The 18,753-nt window shown below is 71.3% G+C and carries 16 protein-coding genes; 6 read left to right on the top strand and 10 right to left on the bottom strand.

The features are described 5' to 3' along the window. Positions 1-47 precede the first annotated feature (47 nt). A complete protein-coding gene (locus AB0N68_RS09015; protein WP_292796470.1) occupies positions 48-3,455 on the bottom strand; it encodes a pyruvate carboxylase in 3,408 nt (1,135 codons plus the stop codon). Positions 3,456-3,547: 92 nt separating this feature from the next. Here AB0N68_RS09015 and AB0N68_RS09010 point away from each other — a divergent pair, with 92 nt between their 5' ends. Continuing rightward, complete coding sequence (locus AB0N68_RS09010; RefSeq protein ID WP_025105105.1) at positions 3,548-4,360, top strand: ParA family protein; 813 nt, start codon at positions 3,548-3,550, stop codon at positions 4,358-4,360. Between the two features lie 68 nt (positions 4,361-4,428). Here AB0N68_RS09010 and AB0N68_RS09005 read toward each other — a convergent pair whose 3' ends face one another. From AB0N68_RS09005 to AB0N68_RS08995, 3 genes are all read right to left on the bottom strand, one after another. Beyond that, positions 4,429-4,974, bottom strand: coding sequence for a MerR family transcriptional regulator (locus AB0N68_RS09005; protein ID WP_060921155.1), 546 nt, complete (start codon positions 4,972-4,974; stop codon positions 4,429-4,431). A 99-nt stretch (positions 4,975-5,073) separates the two neighbouring features. Beyond that, complete coding sequence (gene ftsR / locus AB0N68_RS09000; protein ID WP_280564186.1) at positions 5,074-5,760, bottom strand: transcriptional regulator FtsR; 687 nt, start codon at positions 5,758-5,760, stop codon at positions 5,074-5,076. Then, positions 5,760-6,242 (bottom strand): FHA domain-containing protein, encoded by a 483-nt coding sequence (locus tag AB0N68_RS08995; RefSeq protein ID WP_187661811.1) that lies wholly within the window; start codon positions 6,240-6,242, stop codon positions 5,760-5,762. The genes ftsR and AB0N68_RS08995 overlap by 1 nt, the downstream gene beginning before the upstream one ends. A gap of 100 nt (positions 6,243-6,342) precedes the next feature. Between AB0N68_RS08995 and AB0N68_RS08990 the strand changes: the two genes are divergently transcribed. Then, the gene (locus AB0N68_RS08990) at positions 6,343-6,993 is read left to right on the top strand and encodes a copper resistance CopC family protein (RefSeq protein ID WP_292796475.1); all 651 of its coding nucleotides are present in this window, start codon (positions 6,343-6,345) and stop codon (positions 6,991-6,993) included. 9 nt (positions 6,994-7,002) lie between these two features. Further along, positions 7,003-8,400, top strand: a complete 1,398-nt coding sequence (lpdA, locus tag AB0N68_RS08985) for a dihydrolipoyl dehydrogenase (protein WP_259962874.1) — start codon at positions 7,003-7,005, stop codon at positions 8,398-8,400. A 54-nt stretch (positions 8,401-8,454) separates the two neighbouring features. Here the strand turns inward: lpdA and AB0N68_RS08980 are convergent, their stop codons facing one another. The 6 genes from AB0N68_RS08980 to AB0N68_RS08955 all read right to left on the bottom strand — a co-directional run bounded on the left by AB0N68_RS08980 (position 8,455) and on the right by AB0N68_RS08955 (position 12,839). Then, a complete protein-coding gene (locus AB0N68_RS08980; protein ID WP_363332560.1) occupies positions 8,455-9,582 on the bottom strand; it encodes an FAD-dependent oxidoreductase in 1,128 nt (375 codons plus the stop codon). Continuing rightward, positions 9,563-10,288, bottom strand: coding sequence for a methyltransferase domain-containing protein (locus AB0N68_RS08975; RefSeq protein WP_292796481.1), 726 nt, complete (start codon positions 10,286-10,288; stop codon positions 9,563-9,565). The genes AB0N68_RS08980 and AB0N68_RS08975 overlap by 20 nt, the downstream gene beginning before the upstream one ends. Next, the gene (locus AB0N68_RS08970) at positions 10,285-11,442 is read right to left on the bottom strand and encodes a type III polyketide synthase (RefSeq protein ID WP_292796484.1); all 1,158 of its coding nucleotides are present in this window, start codon (positions 11,440-11,442) and stop codon (positions 10,285-10,287) included. Before AB0N68_RS08970 ends, AB0N68_RS08975 begins: the two co-directional genes overlap by 4 nt. 62 nt (positions 11,443-11,504) lie before the next feature. After that, a complete protein-coding gene (locus tag AB0N68_RS08965; protein ID WP_292796487.1) occupies positions 11,505-12,116 on the bottom strand; it encodes a CYTH domain-containing protein in 612 nt (203 codons plus the stop codon). Further along, on the bottom strand, positions 12,109-12,321 hold the full coding sequence (locus AB0N68_RS08960) for a response regulator (RefSeq protein ID WP_292796490.1): 213 nt from the start codon (positions 12,319-12,321) through the stop codon (positions 12,109-12,111). Before AB0N68_RS08960 ends, AB0N68_RS08965 begins: the two co-directional genes overlap by 8 nt. 47 nt (positions 12,322-12,368) lie before the next feature. After that, positions 12,369-12,839, bottom strand: coding sequence for a prepilin peptidase (locus tag AB0N68_RS08955; protein ID WP_292796493.1), 471 nt, complete (start codon positions 12,837-12,839; stop codon positions 12,369-12,371). A gap of 128 nt (positions 12,840-12,967) precedes the next feature. On the opposite strand from AB0N68_RS08955, the gene imuA' reads away from it, so the two are divergent. Genes imuA' through AB0N68_RS08940 form a run of 3 tightly spaced genes read left to right on the top strand, consistent with a single transcriptional unit; the run spans position 12,968 to position 18,740 of the window. After that, complete coding sequence (gene imuA', locus AB0N68_RS08950; protein ID WP_292796496.1) at positions 12,968-13,753, top strand: DnaE2-dependent mutagenesis accessory factor ImuA'; 786 nt, start codon at positions 12,968-12,970, stop codon at positions 13,751-13,753. Beyond that, entirely contained in the window at positions 13,750-15,285 is a 1,536-nt protein-coding gene (locus AB0N68_RS08945; protein ID WP_292796498.1) for a Y-family DNA polymerase, read from the top strand. Before imuA' ends, AB0N68_RS08945 begins: the two co-directional genes overlap by 4 nt. Continuing rightward, on the top strand, positions 15,285-18,740 hold the full coding sequence (locus AB0N68_RS08940; RefSeq protein ID WP_292796501.1) for an error-prone DNA polymerase: 3,456 nt from the start codon (positions 15,285-15,287) through the stop codon (positions 18,738-18,740). Before AB0N68_RS08945 ends, AB0N68_RS08940 begins: the two co-directional genes overlap by 1 nt. The last annotated feature ends 13 nt before the right edge of the window (positions 18,741-18,753 follow it).

The following is an 18,753-nucleotide window of genomic DNA, read 5'->3' as shown; positions in this document are numbered from 1 at the left end:
GCGGGCCTCGGGATGCGCCCAGGGTGCGCGGCCTCGCCCGCACAAGATTAGTGCGCCGGTCGGATCACGACCAAAAGATCGCCCGCGTCCACCTGCTGCGTCTCGGAGATGGCGTGCCGCTCCACGACCCCGTCCACGGGGGCGGTGATGGCGGCCTCCATCTTCATCGCCTCGATCGACGCGACCGGCTCGCCCGCGCGCACCGTCGCTCCCACCTCGGCCTTGAGGGTGACCACGCCGGAGAACGGCGCCGCCACCTGGCCGGGGACGGACGTGTCGGCTTTCTCGACCTCGTGCGCATCGACCGAGATGGAGCGGTCCCGCACGAACACCGGGCGGAGCTGACCGTTCAGCGTGGTCATCACCGTCCGCATGCCCTTGTCGTCGGCCTCGCCGATCGCCTCGAGCCCGACGTAGAGCTGGACGCCGCGATCGATCTCGATGAGGTGCTCCTGGCCGGGGACCAGCCCGTACAGGTAGTCGCCGGTGTCCAGCACGGACAGGTCGCCGTACTGCTCCCGTCGTTCGGCGAACTCGGCCGCCGGAGCCGGGAAGAGCAGAGTGTTCAGGCGGGAGCGTCGTTGCGCGCTCGTTCCCGCCAGCTCGGCCTCGTCCTGGTCGGTGAGAGCCGTGAGCCCGGTCCGCACGGAACGACCGGCGAGCACCTTGGACCGGAACGGCTCGGGCCAGCCTCCGGGGAGGTCGCCGAGCTCACCCGCCATGAAGCCGACCACGGAGTCGGGCACGTCGTACTTCTCCGGGTTCGCCTCGAAGTCCGCAGGGTCGGCCTTCACGGCGGCGAGATGCAGGGCGAGATCGCCCACTACCTTCGACGACGGGGTGACCTTCGGCACGCGTCCGAGGATGCGGTCGGCCGCGGCGTACATGTCCTCGATGAGCTCGAAGTCGTCGGCGAGCCCGAGGGCCTTGGCCTGCTGTCGGAGGTTCGACAGCTGCCCGCCCGGGATCTCGTGGTGGTACACGCGGCCGGTGGGCCCCGGGAGCCCGGACTCGAACGGCGCGTACTGGCGACGCACCGCCTCCCAGTAGGGCTCCAGATCCGAGACGGCCGCGAGCGAGATCCCGCTGTCCCGCTCCGTGTGGGCGAGGGCGGCGACGAGTGACGACAGCGACGGCTGACTGGTCGTGCCCGACAGCGGCGCCGAGGCGGCGTCCACCGCATCCACGCCGGCGGCGCTGGCTGCGAGCAGGGTCGCGAGCTGCCCGCCGGGGGTGTCATGGGTGTGCAGGTGCACGGGCAGGTCGAAGCGCTCACGGAGCGCCGAGACGAGCTTCGCGGCCGCGGCGGGGCGGAGCAGGCCCGCCATGTCCTTGATCGCGAGGATGTGCGCGCCGGCCGCGACGATCTGATCCGCCAGCTTCAGGTAGTAGTCGAGGGTGTAGAGCTCCTCTGCCGGGTCCAGCAGGTCTCCGGTGTAGCAGAGCGCCACCTCGGCGACGGCGGTCCCCGTGGCGCGGACCGCCTCGATCGCCGGCCGCATCTGCTCCACGTCGTTCAGCGCGTCGAAGATCCGGAAGATGTCGACGCCGCTTGCCGCTGCCTCCGCCACGAAGGCCTCGGTCACCGCGGTCGGGTACGGCGTGTAGCCGACCGTGTTCCGGCCGCGCAGGAGCATCTGGATGGCGACGTTCGGGAGGGCGGCACGCAGCTTGTCGAGCCGCTCCCACGGGTCCTCGCCGAGGAAGCGCAGCGCGACATCGTACGTGGCGCCACCCCAGGCCTCGACCGACAGCAGCTCCGGGGTGAGACGGGCGAGGTACGGGGCGGCGGCGACGAGGTCCTTCGTGCGGACCCTGGTCGCGAGCAGCGACTGGTGCGCGTCGCGGAAGGTCGTGTCGGTGATCGCGAGGGCGGTCTGCGCGCGCAGGCCGCGGACGAACTCCTCGGGGCCCACCTCGAGCAGCCGCTGCCGGGAGCCGGGAGCCGGCTCCGTGCTGAGGTCGATCGGCGGGAGCTTGGTCGCGGGGTCGATGACGCCGGGGTGCGCACCGTGCGGCTTGTTCACCGTCACGTCCACGAGCCAGTTGAGGATCTTCGTGCCGCGGTCCTTCGAGGCGCGACCGCGGAGCAGCTCCGGGCGCTCGTCGATGAAGGACGTGCTGACGTCGCCGCGGATGAAGGCCTCGTCATCGAGCAGCGCCTGGAGGAAGGGGATGTTCGTGGAGACGCCGCGGATGCGGAACTCGGCGAGGGCACGGCGCGCGCGGGCCACGGCGGCCGGGAAGTCGCGGCCGCGGCAGGTCAGCTTCGCGAGCATCGAGTCGAAGTGCGGGCTGATCTGGGCACCCTGGTGCACGGTGCCGCCGTCGAGCCGGATCCCGGCACCGCCGGGCGAGCGGTAGGTGGTGATCTTCCCGGTGTCGGGACGGAAGCCCTGCGTCGGGTCCTCCGTGGTGATGCGGCACTGCAGCGCGGCACCCCGCAGGTGCAGGTTCTCCTGCTGCAACCCGAGATCGGCGAGGGTCTGCCCCGCGGCGATGCGCATCTGGCTCTGCACGAGATCGACGTCGGTGACCTCCTCGGTCACCGTGTGCTCGACCTGGATGCGGGGGTTCATCTCGATGAAGACGACCTCTCCCGCGCGCTCCCCCGCCGTCTCCAGCAAGAACTCGACGGTGCCGGCGTTCTCGTAGCCGATGGAGCGGGCGAAGGCGACGGCATAGCCGTGCAGGGCCCGGCGCACGTCGTCATCGAGGTTGGGGGCGGGAGCGATCTCGACGACCTTCTGATGCCGCCGCTGCACGGAGCAATCCCGCTCGAACAGGTGCACCGTCTCACCGGTCTTGTCCGCGAGGATCTGCACCTCGATGTGCCGCGGGCGCACGACGGCCTGCTCCAGGAACATCCGGGGGTCGCCGAAGGCGCTGCCGGCCTCCCGCATCGCCTCGGCGAGGGCCGGTCCGAGGTCGCCGAGCGTCTCGACGCGTCGCATGCCGCGGCCGCCACCACCGGCGACGGCCTTGGCGAAGAGGGGGAAGCCGATCTCCTCCGCCTGGGCGACGAGCGCGTCGACGTCGTCGGAGGCCTCGGTCGAGCGGAGCACGGGGACGCCCGCCTCGACCGCGTGCCGCTTGGCCTCGACCTTGTTGCCGGCCATCTCCAGCACCTTCGCGGGAGGACCGATGAAGACGATGCCGTGGGCGGCGGCCTTCTCCGCGAGCTCCGGGTTCTCCGAGAGGAAGCCGTAGCCGGGGTAGATCGCGTCGGCACCCGACTCGGTGGCCACGCGGATGATCTCGTCGACGTCCAGGTAGGCGCGGACGGGATGGCCCCGCTCGCCGATCTCGTACGCCTCGTCGGCCTTGAGCCGGTGGACCGAGCCGCGGTCCTCGTGCGGGAAGACGGCGACGGTGCGCGCCCCCACCTCCACGGCCGCTCGGAATGCCCGGATCGCGATCTCGCCACGATTCGCCACAAGGATCTTCTGGAACATGCACACCTCTGAGAGCTCGATGCACGGCCGAGGCACGCACATGGGGCGGGGCTGAGTGTTCCCCCAGCCTAGGGGAAGGTAACGTGGAGTCCGTGCACGTACTCAGCGTCAGCTCTCTCAAGGGGGGCGTCGGCAAGACGACCGTGACACTCGGGCTGGCCTCCGCGGCTTTCGCCCGGGGTGTCCGGACGCTCGTCGTCGACCTCGACCCGCAGTCCGACGTCTCCACCGGGATGGACATCCAGGTCGCCGGACGACTCAACATCGCCGATGTGCTGGCGAACCCGAAGGAGAAGACCGTCCGCCAGGCGATCACCTCCAGCGGCTGGGCGAAGGTCCACCCCGGCACGATCGACGTGCTGATCGGAAGCCCGTCCGCCATCAACTTCGACGGCCCGCACCCGAGCGTCCGCGATGTGTGGAAGCTCGAGGAGGCGCTCGCAGCGGTCGAGGCGGACTACGACCTCGTGCTCATCGACTGCGCGCCGTCGCTGAACGCCCTCACCCGCACCGCGTGGGCCGCGAGCGACCGCGTCATGGTCGTCACCGAGCCCGGCCTCTTCTCCGTGGCCGCCGCGGACCGTGCCCTGCGCGCGATCGAGGAGATCCGCCGCGGTCTCTCACCGCGCCTCCAGCCGCTGGGCATCGTGGTCAACCGCGTGCGCCCGCAGTCGATCGAGCACCAGTTCCGCATCAAGGAGCTGCGAGACATGTTCGGCCCCCTCGTGCTCTCGCCGCAGCTTCCGGAGCGCACCTCGCTGCAGCAGGCGCAGGGCGCCGCGAAACCGCTGCACATCTGGCCCGGCGACTCCGCTCAGGAGCTCGCCGCGGACTTCGACCAGCTCCTCGACCGCATCATCCGCACGGGTCGCGTCCCCGTTCCGGAGAACGGACCGCAGAGCTGACACCGCGGAACGACGAAACGGCCATCCTCTTCGAGGGTGGCCGTTCTTCGTGAAGCGGGGGTGGAGCGTCAGGCGGAGCGCTTGGCGCGACGGGCGGAGAGCTCGTCGACGGGGTCCGGCGCGGAGGCATCGAAGGCGACGAGCGTCGACTCCACCTCGCGCAGCACCTTGCCGACCGCGATCCCGAAGACGCCCTGACCGCGGCTGACCAGGTCGATCACCTCGTCGTTCGAGGTGCAGAGGTAGACGGACGCGCCATCGCTCATGAGGGTCGTCCCCGCGAGATCGCGGATGCCGGCGCGACGGAGCTCGTCCACCGCGGTGCGGATCTGCTGCAGGGAGATGCCCGTGTCGAGCAGGCTCTTGACGAGCTTCAGGACGAGGATGTCGCGGAAGCCGTAGAGACGCTGCGAGCCGGAGCCGTTCGCGCCGCGCACCGTGGGCTCGACGAGCTCGGTGCGGGCCCAGTAGTCCAGCTGGCGGTAGGTGATGCCGGCCGCACGGGCTGCCACGGCGCCGCGATAGCCGACCTCGTCGTCCATCGCGGGCAGACCGTCGGTGAAGAGGAGTTCGGTCACGAACCGCGGGTCGCCTGCGAGCTCATCCGCATTCATCTGAAATCCTCCCTGGAACGGTTATCTCCACGGTAGAGCAGGGTCCCGGCACCGGCAACGACATCCGTGCGACGCCGAAGGTGTGTCGCAATCAGTTCGTTACGAAAGGATCCGCGTGAGCGCATCCTTCACGAACAACGTCCTGACGTCGTCGATGCGCGTGGCCAGCTCCGGTGCGAGTTCGTTGGCGCGCGCCCGCGAGGTGGCGTCGGTGCGACGCAGCAGCGTGGAGAGCGCCGACTCGATGAGCGAGACCTCCCGCTCCGCGCCCTGCCGCAGGGAGCGGAGATGACGCGGCTCGATGCCGTGCCGATCGAGCGCCACGAGCCCGCGGAGCAGCGCGACCGTGGATTCGGAGTACGTCTCCTGCGCGGTGATGACCCCGGTGCTGATCGCGTCGTTGAGGAGCTGCGGTCCGGCGCCGGCGGCGGCCAGGAGCTCGTCGCGGCGGTAACGCCGCGGCGCGGGGGCGATCGAGGGCGGCGGGGCGAGCGCGGCCGTCTCGCCCGAGGCCTCCGCCTCGTCGAGCTGCTCGCGGATCACGCTGAGCGGAAGGTAGTGATCCCGCTGCAGGGTCAGCCCCAGGCGGAGGCGCTCGATGTCCGAGGAGGAGAACTTCCGGTAGCCGGACTCGGTGCGGGAGGGACGGACGATGCCCTGCACCTCGAGGAACCGCAGCTTGCTGGAGGTCAGGTCGGGGAACTCCGGGGTGAGACGTGCGAGCACCTGACCGATACTCAGCAGGCCCGCGGACGCCGAGCGTTCGCGGGCGGGAGTTGCCGCCATCAGGCGTTCGCCGCGCGGTCGAGCGGGGACGCGAAGAAGTTCAGACGGAACTTGCCGACGCGCAGCTCGGAGCCGTCCGCCAGGGGGCTGCGGTCCACGCGCTCGCCGTTCACGTAGGTGCCGTTGAGGGAGCGCTGATCGATGATCTCGAACGTCGTCCCGTTGCGGGTGATCTCCGCGTGACGGCGGGACACCGTGACGTCGTCGAAGAAGATGTCGGCCTCCGGATGACGACCGACCGTGGTCACGTCGGTGTCGAGGAGGTACCGCGCACCGGCGAGCGCACCGGAACGGACGAGCAGCAGAGCCGAGCCCGAGGGCAGCGCCGCGATGGCCGACTGCTCGACATCGGTCAACTCCACGCCGAACGGCACGAACGACAGATCGGAATCGTGTCCGAACGTCTGCGTCACGTCGTGTCTCGGCTCGCCGGAGCGATGGATGGCGGCTTCACCGGCCGGTCGGCTGTCGCTGTCTGTCACTGTGCCCTCCTGGCTGTCCAGACTATCCGATCCGGAGGGGTGCGCGGGAGGCCGCTTTCACACTCAGCGGTCCCATACCGGGGATTCATAGGCTGGACTCGTGAAGACCACAGCTCTGCGCCGCCCGGCGGCCCCGATCGCCCTCGCAGCCACCCTCCTCGCCGCATTCCTCGTCCTCCTCTCCCCGCTCTCCGCGTCCGCCCATGACGCGCTCGTGTCGTCGTCGCCTGCGGCGGACAGCTCCGTGGAGACGCTGCCCTCCGAGCTCACCCTCACCTTCAGCGCGAAGCTCATCGACGGCGAAGGAGCGACGGAGCTGACCGTCACGGATCCGGCCGGTCAGTCCGTCATCGACGGCACTCCCACGGTCGAGGGCGCCATCGTGACGCAGCCCCTGCTCGGCTCCGGGCCCGCCGGTGAGTACCACGTCGTCTGGAAGGTCGTCTCGAGCGACGGCCACCCGACCTCCGGCGAGTTCTCCTTCACCGCCACGGTCGGCGACGAGGCCGCGCCGTCGGACGAGCCCACCACCGCTCCCCCGACGGCGGCGCCGACGACGGAGCAGACCGCCGCCCCCGAGGCGACCGCGACGACGGCACCGGACGCGGGAGACGACGCGGGAGCCCCTTCGGTGTGGATCTGGGTGCTCTCGATCCTCGTGCTCGCCGCGCTGGCCCTTGTCGTCTGGCTCGTCCTGCGCCGCCGCCGGGGACCGGCTCCGACCGATTCCGCTACCCCCTCGGAGCGATAGGCTTAAGGCATGCCACACTACGACGTCGTCATCCTTGGTGCAGGTCCTGGCGGATACGTCGCTGCGGTTCGCAGCGCGCAGCTCGGTCTGTCCACCGCCATCATCGAGGAGAAGTACTGGGGTGGTGTCTGCCTCAACGTCGGCTGCATCCCTTCCAAGGCGCTCCTGAAGAACGCGGAGATCGCGCACACGCTGAACCACAAGGCCGACTTCTTCGGGATCTCCGGAGAGTTCACGATCGACTACGGCAAGGCGTTCGACCGCAGCCGCGTCGTCGCCGATGGCCGGGTCAAGGGCATCCACTTCCTCATGAAGAAGAACAAGGTGACCGAGTACGACGGCCGCGGCACCTTCACGGGCCCGAAGGCCATCTCGGTGGCGAAGGCGGACGGCTCCACCGAGGAGATCACCTTCGACAACGCGATCATCGCCACGGGCTCGAAGGTCCGTCTGCTCCCCGGCGTGCAGCTCAGCGACAACGTCGTGACCTACGAGGAGCAGATCCTCTCCCGTGAGCTGCCGAAGTCCATCGTCATCGTCGGCGCCGGCGCTATCGGCATGGAGTTCGCCTACGTGATGACGAACTACGGCGTCAAGGTCACGATCATCGAGTTCCTCGACCGCGCCCTCCCCAACGAGGACGCCGACGTGTCGAAGGAGATCACGAAGCAGTACAAGAACTACGGCGTCGACATCCTCACCTCCACCAAGGTCGAGTCGGTCGTCGACAACGGCTCCTCCGTGACCGTCTCCTACACGGGCAAGGACGGCCAGCAGGCGTCGATCGAGGCCGACAAGGTGCTCATGTCGGTCGGGTTCGCGCCGAACGTCGAGGGCTTCGGGCTCGACAAGACGGGCGTGAAGCTCACCGAGCGCGGCGCGATCGACATCGACGACCACATGCGCACCAACGTCGAGGGCATCTACGCCATCGGCGACGTGACCGCCAAGCTGCAGCTCGCGCACGTCGCGGAGGCACAGGGTGTCGTCGCGGCCGAGACCATCGGCGGCGCCGAGACCATGACGCTGGGCGACTACCGCATGATGCCGCGGGCGACCTTCTGCTCGCCGCAGGTGGCGTCCTTCGGGCTCACCGAGCAGCAGGCGAAGGACGAAGGACGCGAGATCAAGGTCGCGACCTTCCCCTTCATGGCCAACGGCAAGGCGCACGGCCTCGGCGAGCCGGTCGGCTTCGTCAAGCTCATCGCCGACGCCGAGCACCTGGAGCTCATCGGCGCGCACATGATCGGACCCGACGTGTCGGAGCTGCTGCCCGAGCTCACCCTCGCGCAGAAGTGGGACCTCACGGCCCTCGAGCTGGCTCGCAACGTGCACACCCACCCGACCCTGTCTGAGGCGCTGCAGGAGGGCTTCCACGGCCTGGCCGGCCACATGATCAACTTCTGATCCCCCGCCTCGAGAAAGGCCCGGTCCGCGCAGGCGGACCGGGCCTTTCTCGCGTCAGAGGCCGCGCATCGTGATGAGACCGGTCGTCCACGGGCGCAGCGCGGAGGAACCGAGCGTACGCACCAGCCCCTCCCGCACGGCGACGACCGGGGCGACCGCCGGAGCCCCCATCGCCATGAAGAACGCGGAGCGATGATGCGCCTTCCGCGCCGCCCGCTGGACCTCCCGGGCGAAGCCGTCGAGGACGGGGGCGGCGCCGCGGTCGGTCCGGCGCAGCGCCGCGACCAGCCGGAGCGCATCCGCCCAGCCGAGGTTCATGCCCTGGCCGCCGATCGGGCTCACCTCGTGCGCGGCGTCGCCGAGCAGCACGATCCGTCCGCGGTGCAGCCGTCGAGCCGCGTGCTGGGCCGCGCGGAACGAGGAGACAGGCGCGGTGGGGTCGACCTCGAGCCTCTCCCCGGTCCGGTGACCGACGATGTCCGCCAGCTCGGCGGCTGTGGACACCGTCCGACCACGGTCTTCGCGCACCACCCAGCGGCGCCGGCCGCCCGGCAACGGGAAGGACTCGACGAGGCCGTCCGGCTCGAAGTACAGCACGGCGCGATCGTCGGCCGGCGGATCGTCGACGTCGAGCATCGCGTAGCCTGCGGTTCCGGTGCGCGCCAGCCACCCCGCACCGAACGCCTCCCGCAGGGGACTCCGGACGCCGTCCGCGACGACGACGATCGACGCCGTCTCCTCCCGACGTCCGTGCTCGCCGTCGATCCCGACCCGCACGAACGCCCCCTCGTCGCGGACCGAGCGGACGACGGAGCCGGACTGCAGCGCATCCGGTTGCAGCGTCCGGAGACGGTCTCGCAGCAGCTCCTCGGTGCGGGGCTGCGCGAGCGTCAGGATCGGACGCTCGGTGGTGAAGGTCAGGGCGGCGAGTCGCCGGCCGCGGCTGCGGACCTCGCCGCCGGAGAGGCGGAGCGCCTCGGAGCGCACGCCGGTACCCACTCCCGCGGCGTCGAGGGCATCGAGCCCCGGACGGTGGATCCCGATCGCCCGCGTCTGCGTGCCCGGCTCGGGGCGACGCTCGCACACCCGCACCCGGCGACCGTCCTGCCCCACGAGGCAGGCGAGGAGCAGCCCGAAAGGACCGCCGCCGACCACGAGGACATCATGGTCGACCATCGCCATCCTCCCAGCGCAGTTCGAGCCGAGCGGGCAGGTGCGACCGGACCTCCCAGCCCGGCGGCGCGACGGCCGCGAGCTCCCGCGGGGTATAGGAGCGGCGGATGCTCAGGAGGCCGTCGACTCGGATGAAGGAGCCCGCGAGAAGGTTTCCCGCGAACGGCCGGGTGCCCACGGCGAACGCCCCGTAGGCGAGGCGGCTGCGGGCGATGTCGTGGTGGGAGACGAGTCCGCGATCACCGACCAGGGCGCGGGAGTCGTCGAGCACCGCGTGCAGCGCTGCGGCGTCGAGGTGATGGAGGACGTGGTTGGAGAGCACGACGTCATAGGTGTCGCCCGCCGCCACGAGGTCCCCGGAGAACGCGTGGCGATAGCGGATCCCTGCACCGTCGTCGTGCGCCGAGGCCCAGCGGATCGCACGCTCGTCGGCGTCCAGGGCGGTGACATCGGCCCGGAGGCCGTCGCGACGCAGTCTCCGGACCAGATCGCGGCACAGGTCGCCACCACCGGCGCCGATGTCGAGGATGCGCAGCACACGCCCGGCCGCCGCCCGGGGACGGATGTCCCGCCGATACAGCCGTCCGGGGCGCGAGACGACCGCGTTGACGGCGCTGAAGCGCCGATACGTGCGACCGAGCGCCTCCTCATCCGCGTCGGGGTCGTCCATGAGCTCGACGAGGTCGACGGCACGCGCCGACAGGTCCAGGCTCACGGTGCGGGCGCGACCACGGTCAGCAGCGCGCTCTCGGCGGTGAGCCCCGGGCCGAAGGCCATCGCCGCCACGCGGTCACCGGGATCCGCGCCCTCCTGCTCGAGGATGCGCTTCAGCACGAACAGCACGGTCGCACTCGACATGTTCCCGTACTCCCGGAGCGTCTCGCGCGCGGGTCGCAACTGCACGTCGCTCAGGGCCATCCGCTCCTGCACCCGGTCGAGGATGCTGCGCCCGCCGGGGTGGATCGCCCAGTGGCGCACCCGCTCGCCCACCCGCCCGGCGGCGAAGGCCTCCGCCAGGTCGTCCTCACGACCGTAGAGCGGCGTGAGCGCCCCGATGATCGACTCCCCGATGATCTGTGGGACGGCGGTCGAGAGGATCATCTCGAAGCCCGAGTCGCCGATCGTCCAGGCCATGTCGTCCACGCCCTCCGGCACGATCGCCGTGTGGAAGCCGTCCAGCCGGAGCGCGGGGACGGCAGTGGGCAGGTCCCGTGCCGTCACGATCCCGGCGGCAGCCCCGTCCGCGAACAGGGAGGAGGCCACGATGGTGTCCGGATCCTCGGAAGAGCGCAGATGCAGCGTGCACAGCTCGACGCTGACGACGAGGACGACCGCGTTCTCATCGGCCGCGCAGAACTGTGCGGCCGCGCGCAGGGCCGGCATCGAGGCGTAACACCCCATGAAGCCGAGGTGATAGCGCTGGACGGCATCGGACAGGCCGAGCCCGCGCACGATCTCGTACTCGGGGCCCGGGGCATGGAAGCCGGTGCAGGAGACCGTGATGACGTGCGTCACGTCCGCCGGGTCCAGGTCGGGGTCCGCCTCGAGGGCGCGGCGCGCGACATCGACGAAGAGACGGGAGGCCTCACGCGTGTAGACGTCGTTGCGCGCCTTCGTTCCCGGCGCCAGCAGCTGTCCGGAGGCGCGATCGTAGAACAAGGGCTCATCCTGGTCGGCGTCATCGGCCAGCTCCGCGATGACGGTATGCCGCGTGTCGATGCCGGAGACGTTGAACGACGTCGCCACGATGCGCTGCGCCAGCCGTCCCAGATCGGGCTGGGCGGCGAAGACGTCGCGTACCTGCTCCTGCACGAGGACGGTCTCGGGGACGATCGTCTGCAGCGATCGGAGCACGGGCGGTCGACTCATGTCGTCACTCAACCACCCCGGAGCCGGACGCGGAAAGGGGTTGCATCCGGAGAGTCCGCGGCCTAGAAGCCGAGGGCGCGGGCGAGCTTCGAGTCGGAGCTCGCCTCTCGGCCGCCGACCGCGCGCACGGCGCTTTCGATCGCCGCGAAGAACGCCGAGCGGCCGGCGTCGTCGGAGGGGCCTGCGGGCCCGAGTTCGACCTCCCACTCCCGCCACGCACGTCGCGCCCCGGTGCGCAGGTCGGTCGCCTGGACGTGGTCGTCGACGAACTCCGCCACGACGCCGTCCTGTCCGGTGAGGAGGTACGCCGTCCGGTCGTTCTCGATGCGGGCGAGAGGTTCCAACGGCGCGGTCGTCCAGGCGGCGATCGCCTCACGCACCGCCGTCGGGATCTCCTCGTCGCCGAGGGGCCAGCCCTGCTCGACCCGGCCGTCACCCTGCCGCGGACCCTTGATGTGCCACCCCTCGTCCGGTCCGCCGGAGCGACGACGCAGGGCGACACCGGCACGGGCCAGCGCGCCGTCCGCGGTGTCCAGATAGCGGGCGTCGAGGGCACGGTACTCGGCAGGCGAGACGGCATCGACGCCGGGGATCGCCGCCCAGTCCGGCAGCGGAGTCCCCTCGTCGACGTCGTACTTGCGCTCGACCTCGACGGTGCGAGAGGGCTCAGTCATCCTCGAGCGTGAGGTCCTCGAGGGCTTCCTCGAACCAGTAGTCGACCTCGGTGGGGCCGTCGCCCTCGCCCGTGTTCTGCGGCTCGCCGCGGCGGTTGTAGACCACCTGCGTCTCGCTGTAGGGGACGATCAGCTTGTCGTCCGCGTCGTCGAGGGGGATGATCTGCCCGTCCAGCGGGCCGCCGTGAAGTCGTGCGAGTGCCATGTGCCCAGGGTAGCGCCGCCCTCCCCCATTCGGTGCGACCTGCACGGTCAGCCCCCGAGGACACCGAGGACGGCCCCCGCGATCATCCACGGCCCGAAGGCGATGCGCGTCCTCCGGTCGACCCCTCCCGCGGCGAGGAGCACGAGCGCGAAGACCGCCCCGAGCACGAAGGCGGACGACGCGCCCAGGAGGAACGCGCCCCAGCCGTGCCACGCCAGGAGGAGTCCGATCACGAGGGCGAGCTTCACGTCCCCTCCTCCCATGCCCGCGTGGCTGATCATCCGCAGCACGGCGTAGAAGCCACCGAGCACGACGGAGCCGAGCAGGCCCCGGCCGAGCGGCGCCGCGTCTGCGGTGATGACGGCGTCGACGGAGACCGCCACGACCAGCAGGGCCAGGGTGGGCAGCACGATGCGGTTCGGCAGTCGGTGCGTGCGGACGTCGATCACGGTGAGCAGGATCCCGATCCCGAGGAGGGCGCCGTGCACGAGACCGAGGAGGGCGAGACGGATGTCCATCCCGGCAGGGTAGGGAGATCCGGGACGGCGCGGAGCGCCCTGTGGACAACCAGCGGCGATGTCGGATGTACGAACTAGCGTCAGTCTCATCACTTGCTTTATTCGTACATATCTTCGAGGATGGATACATGGGGATCGGGCTCGATGCGATGACCGCGCTCTCTCCGACCAGCGACACCCGCGCCGGAGAGGTGCTGCGACTGCGCCGCGAGATCAGCCGGATGCAGCGACGGCGCAGCGAGCACACGCTCCTCCCCCTCGATCCCGCCTTCGCGGCGCTGCTGCCGGAGGAAGGGCTGCAGACGGGCACCTCGTACACCGTCTCCCCCTCGCCCACCCTCGTGCTCGCGCTGCTCAGCGCCTCCTCCGGTCGGGGCCACTGGTGCGCGGTGATCGGCATGCCCACCCTCGGGGTCGAGGCCGCCGCCGCCTACGGCATCGATCTGAGCCGGCTGATCCTCGTCCCCGACCCGGGAGACCGCTGGCTCGCGGCGGCGTCCGCATTGGCCGAGGTGGTGCCCCTGATCGTCGTGCAGCCGACGACGAGGGCACGGGACGCCGATGTCTCCCGGTTGAGTGCCCGCCTGCGCGACCGCGGGGCCACACTGCTCGTGGCGGAGGAACCGGGCGCCGGCCGCTGGGCGCAGAGCGAGGGGACCATCCGACTGCACGATCCTGATTGGCACGGGCTCGGCGAGGGGTGGGGGCTGCTCTCGGACTGCACGGTGACGGTCACCGCGCGGACCAGGCACAGCCCCCGCGCCTCGAGCGTGCGCGTGCGACTTCCCGGCGGACACGGAGCCGTGGAGACCGCGGCCGCGGAGCTGACCGCCCTGCCGCCGCTCGCCCCCTCCCCGACGGACAGCGCTGCGTCCGCGTCCTCCGACCTCCTCTTCTGGGCGGAGGCGGGATGAACGCTCCTCTCCGCGTCCTCGTGCTCTGGTTCCCCGACTGGCCACTGCGGGCGGTGCTGGGCGGAGGGCCGCATCCGCCGACGGCCCTGGTGCAGGCGAACACGGTCGTCGCCTGCACCGCCTCGGCGCGGGCGCACGGCGTCCGCATCGGGCAGCGCCGCCGCGTCGCCCAGGGCCTGCTCTCCTCGCTGCAGGTCCTCCCCCACGACGCAGAGAAGGACGAGCGCGCCTTCGTCCCGGTGCTGCAGCTCATCGAGAAGCACGCCCCCGGCGTCACGCTCCTGCGCCCCGGCCTCGCGATCCTGCGCGCCCGCGGCATCGCCCGTTATCACGGCGGAGAGGCCGAAGCTGCGGCGGCGCTGTCCGCGGTCCTCGCTGCGGCCGGCTTCCCCGAGGTGCGTGTCGGCGTCGCCGACGGCCCCTTCACCGCCGAGATCGCGGCCCGCGGCGCCGCCGCCTGCACCGTCGTCCCGCCCGGAGGATCCCGCGAGTTCCTGGCCCCCTATCCCGTGCAGGTACTCCGCGACGAGCAGATCAGCGATCTCCTCCTCCGCCTCGGCGTGCGGACCCTCGGCGAGTTCACCGCGCTCGCCCCTCTCGACGTCCGCGACCGCTTCGGCGAGCACGGCGCCCGCCTGCAGGCCCTCGCCGCCGGCGCCGATTCCCGCCCGCTGGCCCCTCGGCCGCCGGATCCCGAACTGGCCAGGACCATCGAGTTCGAGTCCCCTCTCGGCGGCACCGACCAGGTGGCCTTCGCCGTGCGGCAGACCGCCGATGCCGTGATGCTCGCCCTGGCGGATGCGTCCCTCGTGTGCACCGAGGTGCGGATCGACCTGACCGACGACGACGGCGTCGTCCACTCCCGCACCTGGCTGCATCCGACGAGCTTCGACGCCGCCGACCTCGTGGACCGCGTGCGCTGGCAGCTGGAGGCGCTGGCCGCCCTGACCGCCCGCGAACCCGTCGATGAGGCGAGGGCGTTCGGGGGCATCATGGCCGCCCGCCTCCTCCCCGTCGCCGTGGACGACGCCGCCCACCACCAGCCGGGGCTCTTCGGCTCGGGCACCGATGAGCGGCTGCACCACGCGGTCTCGCGGGTGCAGACCATGCTGGGGCATCAGGGCGTGGTCACCGCCGCCCTCTCCGGAGGGCGCTGGCTCGCCGACCGCCAGGTGCTCACGCCATGGGGCGAGCGTCCGGTGCCTCCGCGTGATCCGCGGTCCCCCTGGCCGGGGAGCCTCCCGGATCCCCTCCCCTCCGAGGTGTTCCGGCCCCCGCGTCCCATCGGCGTCGTCGCGGCGGACGGGAGCACGATCGACGTCGATGACCGCGGCGCCCTCACGCACGATCCCGCCCGCATCGACGGGGCGACCGTGCAGGCCTGGGCCGGCCCGTGGCCCGTGCACGAACGGCGCTGGAGCACGGGCGGCGGCAAACGAGGACACCGGCTCCAGATCGTCGACGACCGCGACCGCGCCTGGCTGGTCTTCCTGGCCGGCGAGCGCTGGTGGGCCGAGGGGAGGTACCGCTGATGGGCTGGCACAATCCGCCGTTGACCTGGGATCAGCTCGAACGCACTCTCAGCGGGGAGCCCATCCCCGAAGCGGCCTCCGCACCCCCGGGACTCCGACCGGATCCCGGGCCGGTGAGTCGCCCGCGGAAGCTCGTCCCCCCGGCCCTCCCGGAGCGGCCAGAGGAGGCGGTGCCCTATGCCGAGCTGCACGCGCACTCGTCCTACTCGTTCCTCGACGGGGCGTCCTCCCCCGACGACCTGCTCGCGGAGGCCGAACGTCTCGGCCTGAGCGCGCTCGCCCTCACCGACCACGACGGGTTCTACGGTGCCGCCCGCTTCGCCGAGCTGGCGGAGCTCATGGAGCTGCGCCTGCAGACCGTCTACGGCGCCGAACTCTCCCTCGACCTCCCCTCCGCTCCGCAGGGGGCCGCCGATCCGCCGGGCACGCATCTGCTCGTGCTCGCCCGGGGCCTCGAGGGATACCACCGTCTGTCGGGGGCGATCACCGCGGCCCAGCTGCGCGGCGGGGAGAAGGGGCGCCCGGTCTACGACCTCGACGAGCTGGCAGCGACCGCCGACGGGCACTGGACGATCCTCACCGGCTGCCGCAAGGGGGCGGTACGGCAGGGGCTGGAGGCCGGAGACGCCGCTGCGCCGCTGCGTCACCTCGTCGACCTCTTCGGGCGCGACAACATCGCCGTCGAGCTCTTCGACCACGGCGATCCGCTGGACACCCGGCGCAACGACACCCTCGCCGACCTCGCCCGTCGGATGCGGCTGCCCGTCGTGGCGACCAACAACGTGCACTACGCCCGCCCGGACCAGGCCCCTCTCGCCGAAGCGGTGGCCGCGGTCCGCGCGGTCCGGAGCATGGACGAGCTCGACGGCTGGCTGCCGGCCCACGGGGGTGCGCATCTGCGCAGCGGGGCGGAGATGACCGCCCGCTTCCGACGGTACCCCGGCGCGATCTCCCACGGTCTGGAGCTGGCCGCGGCCTCGGCCTTCCCGCTCCGGATGGCGCGTCCCGCCCTCCCCCGCCAGGACGTGCCGTCGGGGCACACCCCGATGAGCTGGCTGCGGCACCTGGTCTGGGAGGCGGTCCCGTCGAAGTATCCGCGGCTGGACGAAGACGGCCGTCGGCGCATCGCCCGTGAACTCGACGTGATCGAGGAGAAGGACTTCCCCGGGTACTTCCTCATCGTGCACGGCATCGTGGCGGAAGCACGGCGACGCGGCATCCTCTGCCAGGGCCGGGGTTCCGCTGCGGCGAGCGCGGTCTGCTATCTGCTGGGCATCACCGCGGTCGACCCGATCCTCTACCGCCTCCCCTTCGAGCGCTTCCTCGCCACCACCCGCACGGAGGAGCCGGACATCGACGTGGACTTCGACTCGCGGCGGCGGGAGGAGATCATCCAGTGGGTCTATCGGGAGTATGGCAGGGAGCGGGCGGCTCAGGTGGCGAACGTCATCCAGTACCGGCCGAAGAACGCGGTCCGCGACATGGCCAGAGCCCTGGGGCACTCGCCGGGGCAGCAGGACTCCTGGTCGCGGCAGGTGGACGGCTGGGGGTCGGGACTCGAACCCGTCGAGGGGCACGACATCCCCGACACCGTGCTCGACTACGCGGCCGAGCTGCTGAAGGCTCCGCGGCACCTGGGGATCCACTCGGGCGGCATGGTGCTCACCGCCCGGCCGGTCGGCGAGGTGGTGCCGGTCGAGCACGCCCGCATGGAGGACCGCACTGTCATCCAGTGGGACAAGGACGACGCCGCCTTCATGGGGCTGGTGAAGTTCGATCTCCTCGGCCTGGGCATGCTCGCGGCGCTGCAGCACTGCTTCGACCTGGTCCGGGAGGCGACGGGCGAGGAGTGGACGCTGGAGAGCCTGCCGAAGGAGGAGGCCGGCGTCTACGACATGCTCTGCCGGGCCGATTCGATCGGCGTCTTCCAGGTGGAGTCCCGCGCGCAGATCGGGCTGCTCCCCCGGCTGCAGCCGCGACGCTTCTACGACCTCGCCATCCAGATCGCCCTCATCCGCCCCGGGCCCATCCAGGGCGGCGCCGTGCACCCGTTCGTCCGGCGCAAGATGGCGAAGGACAGGGTGGACGAGGCGAACCGGGAGCGGGAGGCCAGGGGCGAGCCCCCGGAGGACTTCCCCATCCCGTACCCGCACAGCGACCTCGAGGACATCCTCGCGCGGACTCTGGGCATCCCCATCTTCCAGGAGCAGCTCATCCAGATGGCCACGGCCGTCGGCGACTGCACCGCCGATGAGGCCGACCTGCTGCGCCGCGCGATGGGGTCGAAGCGAGGTCTGGAGAAGATCGAGAAGGTCAGGGACAAGCTGTATGCGGGGATGGCCCGCCGCGGGCTCGTCGACGAGGCCGCCGACCGGATCTATGCGCAGATCCAGGCGTTCTCGAACTTCGGGTTCGCCGAGTCCCATTCGCTGTCCTTCGCGCTGCTCGTCTACGCGAGCTCGTGGTTGAAGCTGCACTACCCGGCAGCCTTCCTCGCGGGTCTGCTGCGCTCGCAGCCGATGGGCTTCTACTCCCCTGCGACCCTCACGGCGGATGCCCGTCGGCACGGCGTGGAGGTCCGCCGCCCGGATCTGCATCTCTCCGGCGCCACCGAGACCCTCGAACCCCTCACCCCGGACGCGGCGGGCACGACCGGGAGGGACGACTGCCTGGCCGACCCGCAGCCGCCCGTGCACCGGTTCGACAGGAACGCACCGGACGAGTCCGCGACGCACCGCAGGGACGGACGGTTCGCGGTGCGTCTGGGCCTCAGCGGCATCCGCGGGATCGGGGTGCCGATGGCGGAGCGCATCGTCGCCGAACGGAAGGCTCACGGTCCCTACCGCGATCTGCACGACCTCGTGCGTCGCACCGATGCCACGGCCGCGCAGGTGGAGGCCCTCGCCACCGCCGGAGCCTTCGCATGCCTCGGGCTGGAGCGCCGGGAGGCCATCTGGCTCGCCGGGGCCGCCGCGGAAGACCGCGCCCGGTTCCTCCCGGGGACCACGGTGGCGGTGCAGCCGCCGCTGTTCGCCGACCAGACCAGCTACGAGCGCCTCTCGGCCGATCTCTGGGCCACGGGCATCTCGACCGACGACCACCCGATGACGCACTTCCGCGACGACCTCCGGGCTCGCGGCGTCCTGACCGCCGCGGACCTGCAGCGCCACGAGACCGGACGACGCGTCGAGGTGGCCGGTCTCGTCACCCATCGACAGCGACCCGCCACCGCCGCCGGCGTCACGTTCGTCAACCTCGAGGACGAGAGCGGGTTGGTGAACGTGATCTGCTCGACGGGGGTCTGGGGACGGTTCGGTCGCATCGCCCGAGAGTCCCCCGCGCTCATCATCCGCGGCATCCTCGAGCGCTCACCGGAGGGGGTCGTCAATGTGCTCGCCGACGCCTTCGAAGACCTCCGCACGGGGGTCATGCACCGCTCGCGGGACTTCCGATGACCCCGGAGCGCGA

Origin of the sequence: Microbacterium meiriae, assembly GCF_040685015.1 — a bacterium.
In the GTDB taxonomy this organism is placed as follows: Bacteria; Actinomycetota; Actinomycetes; order Actinomycetales; family Microbacteriaceae; genus Microbacterium; species Microbacterium meiriae.
This window is presented reverse-complemented; position numbering and strand designations above follow the sequence as displayed.